This window comes from Moorena sp. SIO4E2, from assembly GCF_010671945.1.
GTDB lineage: Bacteria > Cyanobacteriota > Cyanobacteriia > Cyanobacteriales > Coleofasciculaceae > Moorena > Moorena producens.
This window is the reverse complement of the sequence record NZ_JAAHIE010000011.1, coordinates 1-17,087: the sequence shown is the minus strand read 5'-3', so window position 1 is coordinate 17,087 and position 17,087 is coordinate 1. Positions and strand designations below refer to the sequence as shown.

Below are 17,087 nucleotides of genomic sequence, written 5' to 3'. Positions count from 1 at the left end.
TTAGGGTATCGACAGGCGAGACACAGGTTATGGTATCCCACTCAAGGTTTGGCATCGATTCCTGGTAAGCAGTTATCCCACTGACAGGATGCGTGCTAGGAAGAATGACCAGGTAACGACGATTCCTCCCAGGAGGTAGTGAGCTACCCCCACAGCCCGACCCTGAGTGATGCTCAGAGCACGAGGCTGAATCGATGGGGCTACTTTCAATTTATTATGAGCCCAAACGATGGATTCGATCAGTTCTTGCCAGTACCCACGACCACTAAATAGGAACATCAGGCTAAAGGCAAAGACGAAGTGACCAGCTAGGAACATTATGCCGTATGCCGACAGAGCTGAGCCGTAAGATGTGATTACATTTGAGGCTTGTGCCCACAAAAAGTCCCGTAACCAGCCATTGATGGTGATCGCACTTTGGGCAAAGTTGCCATTGGCAATGTGAGACACAGTCCCATCCGGGAATACTGTTCCCCAGACATCAGATTGCATCTTCCAGCTGAAGTGGAAAATAACCACAGAGATGCAGTTATACATCCAGAACAAGCCTAGGAACACATGATCCCAACCGGATACCTGGCAGGTACCGCCACGACCTGGACCATCGCAGGGGAAGCGGAAGCCTAGCTCAGATTTATCGGGGATCAGACGTGACGAACGGGCAAACAGTACCCCTTTGAGCAGAATTAGTACAGTGACATGGATGGTGAACGCATGGATATGGTGGACCATAAAGTCCGCAGTACCCAGCTCAATCGGCATCATTGCCACTTTACCCCCTACTTCTACCATGCCTCCGCCAAAGGCATAGCTAACGGTTTCCAAAGCATTGGGAGCAGTTCCTCCCGGCGCTAGGTTGTGGATGTTTTGAATCCACTGGGCAAAGATTGGCTGTAGCTGAATCGCCGTATCAGAGAACATATCCTGAGGGCGACCCAAAGCCCGCATCGTATCGTTGTGAACGTACAGACCAAAGGCATGGAAACCCAACCAGATACACACCCAGTTCAGGTGAGAGATAATTGCATCCCGGTGACGGATAGCCCTGTCTAGTAGGTTGTTCACATTCTTGGCTGGGTCATAGTCCCGCACCATGAAAATAGCACCATGGGCTGCACCTCCTACAATACAGAAGGCACCAATCCACATATGGTGGGTGAATAGGGACAGCTGAGTACCATAGTCTGTGGCAATGTACGGATACGGAGGCATCGCGTACATATGATGAGCCACAATGATGCTCAGGGAGCCTACCATAGCTAGGTTAATGGCTAGCTGGGCATGCCAAGAAGTAGTCAGGATTTCATAAAGACCTTTGTGTCCTTCGCCAGTGAACGGACCCTTATGAGCCTCTAGAATTTCCTTCATGCTATGACCAACACCGTAGGTATTACGGTACATGTGGCCAGCAATGATGAACAGGACTCCTAGAGCTAAGTGATGGTGAGCGGTATCTGACAACCACAATCCACCGGTTACTGGATTCAGACCACCATGGAAGGTGAGGAAGTCAGAGTAGACGCCCCAGTTCAGGGTGAAGAAGGGGGTTATGCCCTTAGCAAAACTGGGATAAAGATCTGCCATCAAGCCCTGATTGAATAAGAACTCATGGGGCAGTGGAATCTCACTAGGAGCCACCCCAGAATCCAAGAGCTTGTTGATGGGCAAAGACACATGGATCTGGTGACCTGCCCAACTTAGGCAGCCGCAGCCCAGTAGCACAGCTAAGTGGTGGTTCATCATCGACTCCACGCTCTGGAACCATGACAGTTTCGGAGCCTTCTTGTGGTAGTGGAACCAGCCAGCAAATAGCATCAGGGCTGCCATTACCAAACCACCAATAGCTGTTGCGTACAGTTGGGTGCTATTGGTGATACCGGAAGCACGCCACAGCTGGAAGAAACCAGAGGTGATTTGGATGCCGTGGAAGCCCCCACCAACATCCCCATTCAAAATGCCTTGACCAACAACGGGCCAAACCACTTGAGCACTGGGCTTAATACTAGTGGGATCACTCAGCCATGCCTCGTAGTTAGAAAAACGAGCACCATGGAAGTACATGCCGCTCAACCAGACAAAGACAACGGCTAGGTGACCGAAGTGTGCACTAAATATTTTGCGAGAAACGTCTTCTAAGTCACTGGTATGACTATCGAAATCATGAGCGTTAGCGTGAAGGTTCCAAATCCAAGTGGTGGTTTTGGGACCTCTCGCTAGGGTTCGATCAAAATGACCTGGCTTACCCCACTTCTCAAAGGAAGCTGGTACCGGGTCGTTATCGACCTCGAGTGGCATGAGGAATCTCCTCTCTAGACAAGGAACGACTAATACCCCTAGGGGAGTTTTATTTTTATGGATAAGAAAGCACTTTTTTAATCACTGCTTTCTAACCGAAGCAAGGACCTGTTCTGAATTTACGTCAAAACGGATACCTCCCTTAGAAGATAATAGGTCTTGCTTCAGGCGCTTTTTGAATTCAGTTAAAAATAGTTAACAATTTTTTGGATAATCGTTAACTATTCTCAATTAGCAGTATTAATAGGTATACCACTGTTTGTGTCTAAGCCGCCATCACAACAAATCAAAACTAACTATAGAAAAATTCAATGATAATTTTTTCAAAATGTTAAAAAATGTAAATAAATGCTAAATATTTTTTGAAAAAAGTGTCCCCGATCTAGACGGACGACCCTCAAGGGTTGAAGGTGTAGGGGTATGGTTGATAGAGAAGCGGAAGATTTATAGAAAAGCGGAACACTTGGAAGAGCGGTGGGACCCAGGCTAGGTAACCTTGCCAAGGAAATGCGCACCAAGAGGGGGAAAGTTAGAACAGACTTGATCATCCTGCCAATAGGCAACCCCAACGCTCATAGACCAACACCTAAAGACAAGGAGCAAGACTAGAGGTCAACCTGTAAGTTAAGATTAAAGGCTGGTGATCAAAGGAGATGGCTTGTTGGGTAGGAACAGCCAGATAATCATGGTGAAAAGACTTTTTTTCTTCCTAATCACAACGATTTTAGTTTGGGGTCTGGTGGCCTGCGGTAGCGATCGCATCAAGACATCGAAGCGGTTTGGCATCGATGCCAGCTCCCAAACCAACCAAGTTAATCAGTTATCAGAAGTAGGGCCACCCCTAGCTATTCAAGAGCTTAGTCAGAGCCTAGAGGCTTACCAGCCTCAAGTCATCATTGTCAGACCTGGTGATGACATGGTGCTTGAAGATACAACAGTATCAGTGAAATTTCAGGTTCAGGACTTGCCAATTTTCCAAGATCCCGATCTAGGTATAGGTCCTCATCTGAACGTCATCCTGGACAACCAACCTTACCAAGCCATCTATGACCTAGACCAACTTCTAATCCTAGAGGATTTATCCCCTGGCACCCATACCCTGCGGGCATTTGCCTCTCGCCCCTGGGATGAGAGCTTCAAAAATCAAGGTGCCTATGCCCAGACCACATTTCATATCTTTACTAAAACTGACGACAACAACCCAGATCCAGCGCTGCCACTCCTAACTTACAACGTTCCAAAAGGCGACTACGGAGCAGAGCCGATTCTGCTGGACTTCTATTTGACGAATACCCCCTTGAGTAATACCCCTCTCCAGCTAGTGGCTCAAGACAATCTAGATGATGATAGTGTTGATTGGCAGATTCGGGTTACTGTGAACGGTCAAAGTTTCCTACTCGACCGTTGGGAATCGATTTATCTGACAGGGTTTAAAGAGGGCAAAAACTGGGTAGAGTTAGAGTTTCTCGATGGACAGGGCAACCCAGTCAAGAATGTTTTCAACAACACAGTACAGGTGATTAACTACCAGCCTAACGGTGAAGACACCCTTTCCCACCTAGTATTGGGTCAACTCTCGGCTGAGCAAGCTGGTGGTATTGTAGACCCCAACTATCAGCCACCGGCAACCCCAATACCTGTACCAGAAGAGACACCAGCTCCGAGTCCATCATTGACTACTTCGCCTACAGTAGAGCCAACACCAATACCCTCGGTTGTTCCGATAGTTGAAGAACCTCTCACCTCTGAACCGACCTCCTTAGAACAAGAAACTACAGAAGAAGACACTACACCACCAGGGGAATTAGCACCCACTGAAACAGAGCAAATACCAGAACTAGAGGAATCTGTAACACCCAGTGAACTACCAATAACTCTGGAGGAACCAACTCCTGAGGTTGAGTCCAACCTACCTGAGGTGGAAACAACTTTGGAAGCAGAAGAGCTAGTTCCTGCCAGTGAAACCCCAGCACCAGTTGAGGAAGCAACTACTGGGGCTGAATCAGTAACCCCTCTACCTGAACCGTCACCCAACGACATTAAATTAACTAAACAATAGAATCGGGAATCGGGAATCGGGAATCGGGAATTTGCAATAGAGATTAATCGTAGGGTGGGCAGTGCTTGAGAGGGATAAAATTAGCTTGTAATCGGTTATTTAGCCACTGCCCACCGACATTAAATTAAGTATAAACTAGGAGTTAATTGTCTATATTTTTGATAACCCTAATCGTAGGTTGGGCATTGTTTTATACCGATACTATCAGCGTGTAATCCGTTGGTTAGGCACTGCCCACCAACATCAAATTCACTAAAAAATAGATAAAAATAATCCTAGGGTGGGCAGTGCCTAAGACCGATAAGATCAGCTTGTAATCGGTTTAAGCACTGCCCACCCTACATCTACATCTTCTCTAGATTTTTAATAAGATTACTGGTCAGGTGGGCAGTGCCTAATACCAATTCAAACCCTGACAATCCTTTTGGTACCCACTGCCCACCCTACATCTACATCTGAAGAATGAAGAATGAAGAATGAACAAATTCTAAAAGTGCGATTGACCTTAGGTCACGCTACGCGATGCTCGGTACGAGCCGCTACGCGATCGCAAAAATGGTTTGTGCTAGGAACCCTCCAACCTCTCCCCATCTCCCCATCTCCCCATCTCCCCATCTCCCCACACTTCCCCCTTCTAAACAACCCGATATATTGTACTCAAGTACAAACCGTTATAATTGATTCAGTCAGTTTCAGTAAATCCCTGTCCCACATTCATCTAGCTATTGATCAGGCAGCATTCCATCGGACTATCCTGTCGGCGGAATGCTAAAAAAAGCACTACTCCCATCACTCTTCTAAACAAAATCTAATGTCTGGTAACTCACCCCCACTGATTCAAACCCTGACCCCAGACCGTTGGGCAGGATGGAGCATGGACTTTATCGGGGCAGGCTATATTGCTTTATTTGTCAAAAATGGTCGGTGTGTGCGGGTATGGAAGCCAGGGCGTCATGTCAGCTTCGCCCTACCCTGGCTAGAAAAATGTGAACTGCTCCTAGTAGACAGCAAACTCCGGCACTTGCCCATTACCTCCCAAGGAGACTTTCTATCCCGGGATCAGTATCTTGTCAATGTCTCTTTGAATGTAATGTATCAAGTGGTAGATGCCAAACGAGTTGCCCTAGAAATATCTGACCCCATTGCTGCCCTAACTAGTGCCGTTAAAGATAGTTTAGGAGTAGCAATTAGTCACCTAAGGATGGAACAGTTAACCAATCAGGGACGAGTAGAAGTCCGACAATACATTCTCGACCATGTTGACGTTTACTATACCGTAGGCTTTTCCATCGAAGATGTGCGAGTCAGTGACATCAGCTTTCCTAACACACGGGGGATAATTCGTCAAGTCGAAGGGATGAGTGCTCGACAGGAAGCAGAACATGAAGCCGTCCTAAAAATGCAGATTGCCAATGCTGGTCGCCCAGAACTCTCCCCACCACCAATCCAGCAAGTCAATATCCTCCCTGGTGGAGAAGCTAACTCTAAACACTCCATTGTCAATCAGGAAGTACCTAGGGCTACAATTCCAGACGAATCAGCCGCCACACCCAGTCTGCCCATTCGCGATCAACCAGTACTTGCCCCAACCGTACTTTTTTCCAATCCTACCCCAGCAAGCAAGGGGCGTTTAGTAAACCGTTCATCCGGTGCCATGATTGTTTTGTCTGCTAATCCTTTCACCATTGGCAGAGAACCCACGAACACCCTAGTGTTAGAAGATGCGATGTGTTCTCGCAACCATGCCCAAATTCTCCAAATTCCAGAGCCTCAGGACAAAGTGCGCTACCAAATCATTGATGTGGGTAGTTCCAATGGTACTTTTGTGGACCAACAGCGGCTTAGTTCCCATCAACCCTTTTGGCTTAGTGCAGGAAATGTGATCCAGATTGGTAATCAGGAATGGACTTTCCAGTTACCTTGAGCAGTTGATCCGCATCTAATACTCTACGAGGCAGCATTACCGTAAAAGTAGTGCCAACGCTAACATCACTGTTTAGACTAATTGTCCCACCATGAATATCGACACATTTTTTGACAATGGCTAACCCCAGTCCAGTACCAGAAATATTTTCTACATTCGAGCCTCGATGAAAAGCATTAAATAGATTATGTTGCTCTTTCCTAGGAATGCCAATCCCGTCATCACTCACCTCAAAAATAACTTGGTTATTTTGACAGGTAAACTTGATCAAAACCTTGCCTCCATTAGGGGAATACTTGATGGCATTGTCAATCAGATGGGTAAGGATTTGCAGTAGCAGCTTAGAATCAAACAACGGTCGCCCACAGTCTTGATCAATGTTTAAAATCAGGTGATGTTTATCACCATAGTGCTGTTGCATGTCATCCACTAGATCACGCACAAATACCCCTAAATCCAAAGGAGTAGGCTGAAACTCCAGTTGTTCAAATTCTGCCTTATTCAGGAACATCACATTACCCATTAAGTCCGTTATCCGTTGAACAGCTGCTCGGATCCGTTGAAAATGTTGGCTTTGTTTAGATTTATCCCATCGATGGCAGTAAGCTTCCAGCAGTTCAGAACTGGAGAGAATGCTGGTCAAGGGCGTGCGGTACTCATGGGAAATGGCTATGATCATCCGAGATTTAAGATGATTGAATTCTTGTTCTTGGGCTAGAGCTTTGCGTAGCTGAGCTTCTAATTCTCGCAGTTGCTGGTTTGCCTGTTGTAGATCAGCAGTGCGTTCCGCTACCCGCTCCTCTAAGTACAAATTTTGGTCTTCTAGTTGTTTGGTCAGGAAATGCAGTTGTAAATGCACCTTGAGACGGGCTAACACTTCTTCAGTCTGAAACGGCTTGGTGATGTAATCTACAGCCCCCAGGGACAAACCTTTGATCTTATCAACCGTGTCATTCAGAGCAGTCATAAAAATCACTGGTATTTCATTAGTTGCCGGATTAGATTTCAGTCGGCGGCAGGTTTCAAAACCATCCATTACCGGCATGATTACATCTAACAAAATTAGATCTGGTGTTGCATATTCGCTCTGATCGATAGCCGTTTCACCATCAGTTGCTACCAATATTTCCCATCCCGAATTTGCGATCGCTTCCGACAACACTTTCAAATTCGTGGGATTGTCATCAACGATCAAGATAGTGGCTTGATCAACTTTAGTGATAGTCATGGATTTACCCCCTGAACGATTTTATAAATTCCCGAATTTGCTTAACCTGAAAGCTAGTTGCTAATTGCCTTAACTCCTTGGCAAAATGCCGATATTTTTTATCGCTCTGTTCCAGTTCAACCAAGGTTTTATCTATGCCATGGATATTGCCTCTTTTGGCCAATTCAAATAGCTGATCAATTACCTCAGCTGGTGGAGCAAAAATTTCACCTGTCTCCAGTGATAGATTTTCTGAAGTTATACTTTCTAGGTTGTTATTATGTTCATAAATCCAATTAATTTTTAAATATTTTTGTAACTGATTAAAAAGATAATCCATGTTAATTGGCTTAGATAAAAATGCATCAGCTCCAGTCTTTATACTGTTTGTTATGTCAGTTTCAAAGGCACTAGCAGATACAACCATAATCACTACATTTGGCAATTGCTGTGATTTCCTAATAGCACCGATCATTTCCAATCCATCCATAATTGGCATCACAATGTCTGTCAAAATTAAATCGGGCTTAATTTCTGTTGCTTGCTGATAACCTTCTTGACCATTACTTGCTTCAAAACAACGAAATCCAATCGACTCTAGTAGGTTAATGAGTAACGAGCGATTGTTGAGATGATCATCCACTATTAGTATGGTTGGACGTTTCCCTTTAATGCCAACAATATTGCTGCTGTCTACGACTGTTTCTTGCTGGGGCGATTCGGTAGTGGTTGCTAGTTCCAAATCTAGCCAAAACCTACTTCCCTCACCTAAGGTACTTTCCACTTTGATTTCACTCCCCATTAGGGAAATAAGCTTCATACTAATTGCCAATCCCAAGCCAGTGCCTTCTGATTGTTTTTTAGTATCTCCTACCTGCTCAAACGGCAAAAAAATCTTTTTCAATTGTTCTGGAGTCATCCCGACACCAGTATCTTCAATTTGAAACCTGATTGTGTGGGAAGGGTCACCATTCAACGATGAACCGATTAAACTTACTTGAAAGGTCACACTTCCAGTATCAGTAAACTTAATCCCATTACCCAGTAAATTAATTAAAACTTGCCGCAGGCGTTTTTCATCCCCATAAATACCCACTGGCAGCTGAGGCTCGGCATGGTAAATAAACGATATACCTTTTTGCTGGGCACGAATCCGACAAATTTCTACCACGCCCATCAAGAATGAAGTAAAATGAATATCACTTTTGTGCAGCTCTAGTTTCCGAGCTTCAATTTTCGATAGGTCTAAAATATCATTGATTAAAGTAAGTAAATGGGAGCCACACTGGTGAATAATACCGATGCCATCCAGGTCTGATTTACTTATATTTGAAGAGCGTTTGAGGATTTGAGCGTATCCCAGAATGCCATTGAGGGGAGTGCGCAGTTCATGGCTCATGTTAGCCAAAAATTCGCTTTTTGCCTGGTTAGCAACATCAGCAGCTACTTTGGCTGTTTCTAATTCTTGAGTGCGCTCCTTAACTTTGACCTCCAGAGTGCGAGAATAATCTTGCAATTGCTGGTTAGCTTGTTTCAATTGCCATTGATTATGGGTATTAGTTCCTAAAATCGCCGATAAACATAGAGCTATTAATGGGGAAATTACAGGAATCCACCAACCTGTTAGAAAGACTAAATAGCTACCACCGACAATCATGCCCCCTGTCATCAAAATACTCAGAATTAATTTGCTCAGGAGATGTTTTCTTAACCAGTTAGTCTCTGGTAATACCCAACTTCCTACGGCTCCGATCAACGAACAGCAAAAAATCCACAGCCCCTGTGCGTTAACATACCATACTCGCAGCAGAAGTCGTCCATCAAGTGCTGCACTCAACATCTGGCTGGCGATATTGGCATGAATAACAACACCAGGCATTTCCTGAACGATAGAGCTGAGACTGCTATCATAGGGCGTCGGAAAAATGTCGTTAAGGCTCGGTGCAGTCATACCAATCAAAACAATGCGATTGTACAACTGCTCCGGCGAAATTCTATTGCTCAGAACATCACTGATTGAAACTGTATTGAAGCGCTCCTGGGTGCCACGGTAATTCAACAATATTTGGTAGCCTCCAAGATCTGCACCTTGATAACCAGCATTTTTCTCGGTTAGATTGAAAAATCTTGCTTGACCTAATTGGTAATACTCGCGCCTCCCATTGATTTTTTTGAGATTGATCCCTTTGGCTTGAAGATACATCAAGCTCAATCTAACGCCTAAAGTAGGTATATCCTTACCGGATTCATCTGCTGCTGATATCAAGCTTCGCCTTACTTTACCATCCCCATCTAGCACCAAATCTGCTAGAGCAACTTGATCTCGTTGTGCTAAGGTCGGAGGTGGGGCAACTCTTTTATCCCTCACGAGGGACTTCACTCCAATCAAGTTGGGTGTGGACTTCATCACCTCAACGAACTCCTGATAACCAGGTTCCACTGGAAAATCGCGATAAATATCCAGACCAATACCTTGAGGCCGGTATGCTTTAATTTTTGTGATTAACTCAGCTAAAACAGCATCAGAAATCGGCCATCCTCCCAGTTGAGTCAGATCCGATTCATCTATGGTGATAATCACAATGCGATTATCAATGTCTTCAACCGGACGCAGGCGAAAAAATTGATCCAGGGTAGCCCACTCCAGTAGCTGGAACCATCCTGCCGTATCCAAAACAGTGACTAGTGCAGCCACAACTGGAGCTATTATAAATACAAAGCGCCATTGCTTCAAACGCTCTTTAAAGTGAAGCCACATTCCCCTTAGTCAATCTCTAATCTAGGTCAGGTTTGTTCTCTACCAACCTTGGTGAGAAGCCTATAGGCGCTTCTATTGGTTGGCAGGATTCCAGGAATAGCATCGACCGGTAGAACTGCTTTTGTGGTGAGTCACTAACCCGTCGATAACTTACCTACAGAGTTCCCAGTAAATCCTGACTAAGTAACAGTCTTGAGAAAAAAAGCAAAAAAGGGATAAAAATTGACGTTGCCCAATTATGGAATGATTGAGGCTAATTGGTAATGGGTAATTGCTAACTGACTCAACTATAGCAATTATCATAGCTATGAGGTACACAGAATTTTTTACCTCTTCCCTCTTCCGACTTACCTGTTATCTGCTCCGTTATCTGCTCCGAAGTCCCTGCTCCCTGCTCCCTAAAACCGAATAATTTGTACCTCACCCAAAGAATAATTGCTATATACTTGATTGAGTTTCTTAGTTCAGCTATTGACAGGATAGGACGGAATCAATTCCGTAAGTTGTTTTAAGCCCCATGTTAAACCCCTGGTTTAAAACCACGGGTTTAAGAAGCGAGATTTTTTGGATTTATCACAGATCAGCTGCTAACTAACCCCTTGAGCCCCATAGGGTTAAATCCTTGCAAAGCAAGGATTGCAGGATAAGAGTTGATGGCCTGATGTTCAGTGATTTATAGTTTATTTATTGAGCAACGGCTGGTTAGCGATCGCATTTAGTCCTACTGATTGTAACAGTTCTTCCCAATGGGAGCGATAGACTGAATTTCTTGGTTCAGCTCGCCTTAAATCAGCGAGGGTAGCGACAGTATCGACCCAAATCCCATCTTTAGCCAACAATGAGGCTTTTTTCAGTGAGGCTTTTAATGTGTGCTGATTCATCAAGGTAGAATTGGCTTCAACTCGACGAATCCATCCAGTTACCTCAGGACTATCTGGTTCTAAATACTCCCCACAAATCATCACCAAAGACCACTGGTAATTCTTACCGACCTTTAGTGGTGGAGCCTCAGGTGGTAATTGAACCGCCATTACACCTGGCTGATTAGGCAGACGTATAAAGGACTGGTAATGATGGTTTCGCTGTTCATCCTCGAAACTTAAAAAAGCTTCTTGAGCTGAAGTCTGAGGAACATATACCAGCAAAGTTGGACGTTCTGCTACCGTTAAGCCCAAATTAGTGGCTGGCATCAGCGGTGTGACTGATGAAGTGGTGGTTTTAGCATCAGAGAAACAAATATCTTCACCCCGGGAAGCTCCTCCCCTTGCTCTCTCCGGTCTTGGATTCTGCGTATTTCTGAATCCGATCGCCTGAGTTGGCAAACTGTGGATGAGATTCATTCCTAGGAATAGTAAAGTAAAACAAAGTGGTAATCTCACGGCTAATTTGTTTGATTTCATAAAATATTTCCTATTGCTGCAGGACTTTCTTTATGATCATGCTGGGCACAGAAAGCAGAGCAGATTATTTACCGCTTTCTAATTTTTATTTTGAGGGTTGCTAGAACTTTCAATATAAACGCCTAATGTTTGCGTTCATGTTTGTTTTATGTTTTATTTCTAGTATGTTTGATGCCCAATTGTCCTCTAAGAATGTGTTTGAAAAGTCCTTCGATTAGAGATAGAGCAGTCGCCAGGGCAGTTAGGACATGACAAAAGTCTCACACCCTTTGTAAGCGCAAGAGTTTGACTTCTGACTTCTGACTTCTGACTTTTGACTTCTGCTATAGAGCAATTACAACCAATTTCCCACTAACACAAAGGGAGCCCAGTAGACAGGATGGTTATATTCCCCTTTCAATAGCGCTAACTGAGCACGGCGCAATGCTTCAGCTTTAGTTACACCTGCTTGAGCCAGATACTTGTAAAATTCAGCCATCAGCTGAGCAGTAGATTCATCCCTTACTGCCCATAGGGTAGCTAAGGTGCTCCGTGCTCCCGAACGTACTGCTACTCCAGCTAACCCCAAGACAGCACGATTATCCCCTCTAGCAGTTTGGCAAGCACTGAGTACCAATAATTCAATGGGATTAGTGTCTTGTCTTTCTCTTGAGCGCAGTAGTGAATTGAATTGCCGGACATTAATTCGATCGTTCCAGGCTAAAACAAACGTCTCATCGGCAGTACTACTAAACTGACCGTGGGTTGCCAGATGTAATACTGGGAAAGGTTGTGCATCAACAGCGTTTTGGAGGTTGCTATCAGTAAACTCCTGATTCAAAAGCACTGTTGTGGAAATTTTTGAGGAAATCTGTTCTAATTCTCGCTTTACTGCTGGCAACGGCTTAAAACCTTGGCGACCCTCACTCAGCCCAGCAGTTATAGCTTGGATCTGGTTTGATTCAAGGGAGCGTGGATCTAAAAGCTGCAATCCTGGACTTAGAGCTATGCTATATTTCTCGATCAAATACTGTTGACCATCATAGAGAGCGGACATGGGTAAATTCCGCAAAGAACCATCTAGCACAAATACTAGAGTGGTGATGCCGTGGTCTTCTAACTCAGATTCTGCAGGTCTAATCAGCCAATCATAACCTTGCTGATAGAGCTTGAGACGTGCTCGCTCAGAAAAAGCTCTATTCAAAGATTGTCGCATCCGTCGGAAGAACTGCTCCAGCTCTGCTTGAGGTATATAAGTTTGGTAGTGACGGAGGGCTTGTCCTGGCACAGAAACAATCACCTCTAACCGTTCTGGCAAAATAATAGGATAAATAACTGCCGCTTTCTGGTCAATTTGGTCAATCTGCCTCGGTTGACCTTTTAAACAGGCTTCCTGGAAAAAGTTCTCTAATTCAGCTAATTGCAGCGATTCAATAACTTGCATCGCCTTTTTCAGGTGGTCTTGACTAATTTCTGCTGAGCCTTTTGCCTGGGATACCCCTCCTGGCTCAGGGGTGGTGACAGAAGGTTGCAGTAGTAATTCAACTAGCTCTCGATAGATCGGTTCGACAGTTTCAGTGAAAGAAAATTGGACATCTCGATTGATAGCGACTAAGTCTGAGCGCAGTGACTGGAGAGTTTTGACCGCTGAATCGTAAGCTGCGATCGCTTCGTTGATATCCCCCTGCTGTTTGTGCAGCCTCCCCAGTTGCCAAGCTGCACGAGCGGCAATATCTGAGGCATGATTACCTTGGGCAATCTGTAGAGCATTCTCTGTTAACCTCAAAGCCTCGGACCACTGCTGGGTTTGTTCATACAATGAACCTAACTGAGTCATGGCATAAGCTTGAGCTGTTGGATCCCCCAATTCCATGGCTTGTTGCACTGCTCGTGCCAGAATTTTTGCGGCTTTTTGGATAGGTATAGGCACCCCTTGTGACTGTCTAGTTGAAGCAGCTGCCAACTTTGACAAGCTCTCAGCAAAGTTGACCGCAGCATAGACTGTGGTTCGACTGGGGGGCTGCTGAGCTAGATTAGATTCAATGGCAGGCAATAGTGCGATCGCTTTCTTGTGCTGGTCTAGTTCTATATAAAGGCTGAGTTGGTTGAGTTGTGCTTCAGTTTGAATTTGTGGGCTAGTTGCTTTTGTGACCACTTGTTGGTAATACTTCAAGGCGGTTTCCGGCTCTTGTAAGTTTCTGGAAGTATTTCCCAAGCTGAAAAGAATGTGACTGGTATCCGTGGCAGAATCTAACTTCTGGGCGATTTCCAAACTTTGCTCTAAAACTTCCCTGGATTCGTGTACATCTCCCACTACTTGCAAAGCCACTCCCAAACTCCGCAATCCCTTGACTTTAAGCAGGGAATCATCTTGAGCTTGGAGCTTTTCATTGACAGCTTCTAAGAGTTTTCGCGATCGCCTGTAGAAGCCCATAGTTTGTAGGGCTTGAGCCTGGTTAATCTGGCTACCCAAGATGCCAACCTCATCCCCTAGAGATTGATACGTAGCTTCTGAGTTTTGCCAACTTTCCAGAGCAGATTCCGTTTGTCCCATCGCATTTCTGAGACTGCCCTGAATAGTCAGCGCTTGAGCCAAAATCGACCCTTTTTCCCTAAGTTGTATACCCTGCAAAATCTTCAAACTTTGGTCAATAGCACTCTGGGCTTGCTGCCATTTTCCCAATCGTTGGTCAGCTAAGGAGAGATAGCTCAAGCTCAAAGCTTGTCCCACTTCATCACCTTGTTGCTCAAAACCAACAGCTGCCTGTTGCCAGACAGCAGCCGCCTCAGCAAATCGTCCGGCTTCATAGAGAGTTCTGCCTTGCTCTAGCAACTCTGAACCATGCTTGGTGGGTTCTAGCACAAGGGTTTGGGGATTAGAAATAGCACTAACGAGTTCCTGGTTTCCACCGACCTTTGCTCTACTCCCCAGTACCGAATGATCAGGATGGGCTACAGCAGGAACTACCATAGTCACTATCAAAAAGGTTAGTAATCCTAACCAGATAGTATAGTGACTAGATTTGGGAAGCTTACCTAGCTTGCTCATCATCTATGTCCAATAACTACCAGCAAATTTTCTTGGGCTCCCATAAATTTCTGTCATCTTAGTTATTAATTAATTATTAATTAGTTATTAATTAGCTGAATATTAGCCATGACCGGAACATACTCTTCCCCAATATGGGAGCTAATCGGGATTAGTTCTATAGTTCCCACTTTTCTTGGCAAGAGCGTCAACCAACAAACTGCGTAAAAATTGGGTTCGATGACCCATTCCCTGTTACCAGTTGGGTTAACGGGGGTGTGAAACGCTGATTGGGTATCACTATAGATGCTTAATCAACAGCTTTTGTGATAATATACGGTTATATGGCGATTGGGGCTGTGGCTCAGCTGGATAGAGCAAGCGCCTCCTGAAAAATCGGGCACCATGGAAGAAATTCCGTGAGTGAATGTGGTCAAATTCGGTGAAACCTAAGGGGTATTTAGCTTATTCAGTACTCTAAGGCAATACCGAGCCAAGCCTGAATCTGTGTGCGAGTCATCGTCGAGGTTAAATGCAGGAAGGTGGAGAGACTAGACGGCCACCACCTAAGGGGTATTAACCTTAAGAGGTATTAACCTAGGGTGAAGGTATAGTCCAGAGAGTGGGGAAACTCACACCAATCTGAAGCGCTAGGTCGCCGGTTCGAATCCGGCCAGTCCCGTTTTTAAGCTGTTAGCTATTAGGTACTTTGTAAGCATTCAGCGGTCAGCGGTCAGCGGTCAGCTTATTCTATTCAAAAGCACCGATTGCGCTACTTGAGGTGCTGGGCGAACAGTAGCGTGGCACAGGCTTCTAGCGTGGCACAGGCTTCGACGCTGTGACCTAACCCATAAGCTGATAGCTGATACGCGACACGCTGATAGCTGATAGCTTACGGTACGTTAACTACTTCAATAACTACTGCAACACTTCTTCTAATTGGTGCTGCTCCCAAAGAAAGCGATAAATACCGGGTTGTTGTAGAAGTTCACCATGAGAACCAGTTTGGACAATTTCCCCTGCGTCCATTACCAAAATCCGGTCAGCTTTAGCAGCAGCTGAAAGTTGATGGGAGATAAAAATTACAGTTTTGCGCTGGACTCCTTCGGAAAGATTGTCCAGTATTTGGGTTGCTGTCTGATTATCAACACTCGAAAGTGCATCATCAAGAATCAGCACTGGTGCATCCATCAGTAGAGCTCTAGCTAAAGCAGTACGTTGTCGCTGCCCCCCAGAGAGGGTTATTCCCCTTTCCCCGACAATTGTTTGGTACTGCTGGGGGAAATTCATAATTTCAGGGTGAATTTGGGATTGCGAAGCTGCGTATTCTACCTCTGAGTGTTCGCTGATTGGTATACCGTAGCAGATATTGTTTTTAATGCTAGTGCTGAACAAGAAGCTGTCTTGAGGAACATATGCGATCGCATTCCGCAAGTTCTGCAAGGGCAGCTTAGTAGTATCATATCCATCCAAAAACAGTTGACTAGCTTGAATATCCAGCAAACGAGGCAAGGCATTAGCCAGGGTAGATTTTCCAGAACCAATGGCTCCCACAATCGCTACTGTCTCACCTGCATTAATCGTGAAGCTAACATTTTTCAGGGCAGGAGTTTGACTGCTGGGGTAAGTGTAACTCAAGTTGACAGCCTTGAGCTGACCTCTTACTGGGGTTGGCAGGCTAACTGAATCTGGGGCATTGGTAATCCGAGGCTGAGCCAAGAGAATCGACTCAATACGATCAATACTCACTTCACCACGTTGATAAGCAGTGATGGTAAACCCTAGCAGTGCTGTGGGGAAGACTAAACGTTCAGTGTAGATAATCAGCGCCACAAAGTCACCAATACTGATAGCACCGGACTCAATGGAACCAGGACCAATAGTTAACAGCACCAGTAAGCTGAGGTAGGTAAGAGCCTCAATTATCGGAAACAGAAAGTTTCGTGTTTTTGCCAAATTGAGATTTGCTCCCAAAAGCTGCTGATTGAGCTGATGGAAGGCACGACGCTCGTTTTCTTCCTGAGCGTATATTTTAATCATGGCGATACCACTCATATCTTCCTGAATCAGCTCACTGAGGTTAGACAGTTTCTCCTGGACTTCTTGTTGTTGGCTGCGCAGTTTCTCACTAAATAGCTTGACAATGATCAACATCAACGGATAAACCGCCAAGGCTAAGAACGTCAACCACGGATCAATGCCAATCATAACCGGCACGGTCAAAGAGTAGGCAAACACCGTATTTGCCAGACTCAAAACTGCAAACCCCAATAGACGCCGAATATTATCCACATCACTGGTGGCTCGGTTAATCAAATCACCGATCGTGTTCTGAGAAAAATAGGCTGGTTCCAATGTCAGCAAATGCTTAAAAATCCGTTGCTTCAGGTCAAATTCCACTTTGCGCCCCACTCCAAACAATAGGATGCGCGAAGCC

9 protein-coding genes are annotated in these 17,087 nt (G+C 45.1%); 3 read left to right on the top strand and 6 right to left on the bottom strand.

Annotated elements, in window-relative coordinates; genetic code table 11:
• Window positions 1-72: 72 nt before the first annotated feature.
• The gene (gene psaA / locus F6K37_RS02325) at window positions 73-2,295 is read right to left on the bottom strand and encodes a photosystem I core protein PsaA (protein ID WP_008181182.1); all 2,223 of its coding nucleotides are present in this window, start codon (window positions 2,293-2,295) and stop codon (window positions 73-75) included.
• Between the two features lie 685 nt (window positions 2,296-2,980).
• Between psaA and F6K37_RS02320 the strand changes: the two genes are divergently transcribed.
• The 3 genes from F6K37_RS02320 (at window position 2,981) to F6K37_RS02310 (ending at window position 6,278) form a co-directional block, all read left to right on the top strand.
• Entirely contained in the window at window positions 2,981-4,354 is a 1,374-nt protein-coding gene (locus tag F6K37_RS02320; protein WP_287247911.1) for a hypothetical protein, read from the top strand.
• A 469-nt stretch (window positions 4,355-4,823) separates the two neighbouring features.
• Window positions 4,824-5,126 (top strand): hypothetical protein, encoded by a 303-nt coding sequence (locus F6K37_RS02315; RefSeq protein ID WP_287247909.1) that lies wholly within the window; start codon window positions 4,824-4,826, stop codon window positions 5,124-5,126.
• A gap of 39 nt (window positions 5,127-5,165) precedes the next feature.
• On the top strand, window positions 5,166-6,278 hold the full coding sequence (locus F6K37_RS02310; protein WP_008177896.1) for an FHA domain-containing protein: 1,113 nt from the start codon (window positions 5,166-5,168) through the stop codon (window positions 6,276-6,278).
• On the opposite strand, the gene F6K37_RS02305 is transcribed toward F6K37_RS02310, so the two are convergent.
• From F6K37_RS02305 to F6K37_RS02285, 5 genes are all read right to left on the bottom strand, one after another.
• The gene (locus F6K37_RS02305) at window positions 6,220-7,506 is read right to left on the bottom strand and encodes an ATP-binding response regulator (RefSeq protein WP_008177898.1); all 1,287 of its coding nucleotides are present in this window, start codon (window positions 7,504-7,506) and stop codon (window positions 6,220-6,222) included. The genes F6K37_RS02310 and F6K37_RS02305 overlap by 59 nt on opposite strands.
• Before the next feature lie 4 nt (window positions 7,507-7,510).
• On the bottom strand, window positions 7,511-10,243 hold the full coding sequence (locus F6K37_RS02300; RefSeq protein WP_287247906.1) for a CHASE2 domain-containing protein: 2,733 nt from the start codon (window positions 10,241-10,243) through the stop codon (window positions 7,511-7,513).
• Between the two features lie 680 nt (window positions 10,244-10,923).
• On the bottom strand, window positions 10,924-11,643 hold the full coding sequence (locus F6K37_RS02295; protein WP_131827273.1) for a DUF928 domain-containing protein: 720 nt from the start codon (window positions 11,641-11,643) through the stop codon (window positions 10,924-10,926).
• Window positions 11,644-11,977: 334 nt separating this feature from the next.
• Window positions 11,978-14,671: a CHAT domain-containing protein gene (locus F6K37_RS02290; protein ID WP_502708331.1), complete on the bottom strand. Its 2,694-nt coding sequence runs from the start codon at window positions 14,669-14,671 to the stop codon at window positions 11,978-11,980.
• 897 nt (window positions 14,672-15,568) lie between these two features.
• Window positions 15,569-17,087, bottom strand: a 1,519-nt coding sequence (locus F6K37_RS02285; RefSeq protein ID WP_287247901.1) for an ABC transporter ATP-binding protein, incomplete at its 5' end; no start/stop codon positions are given.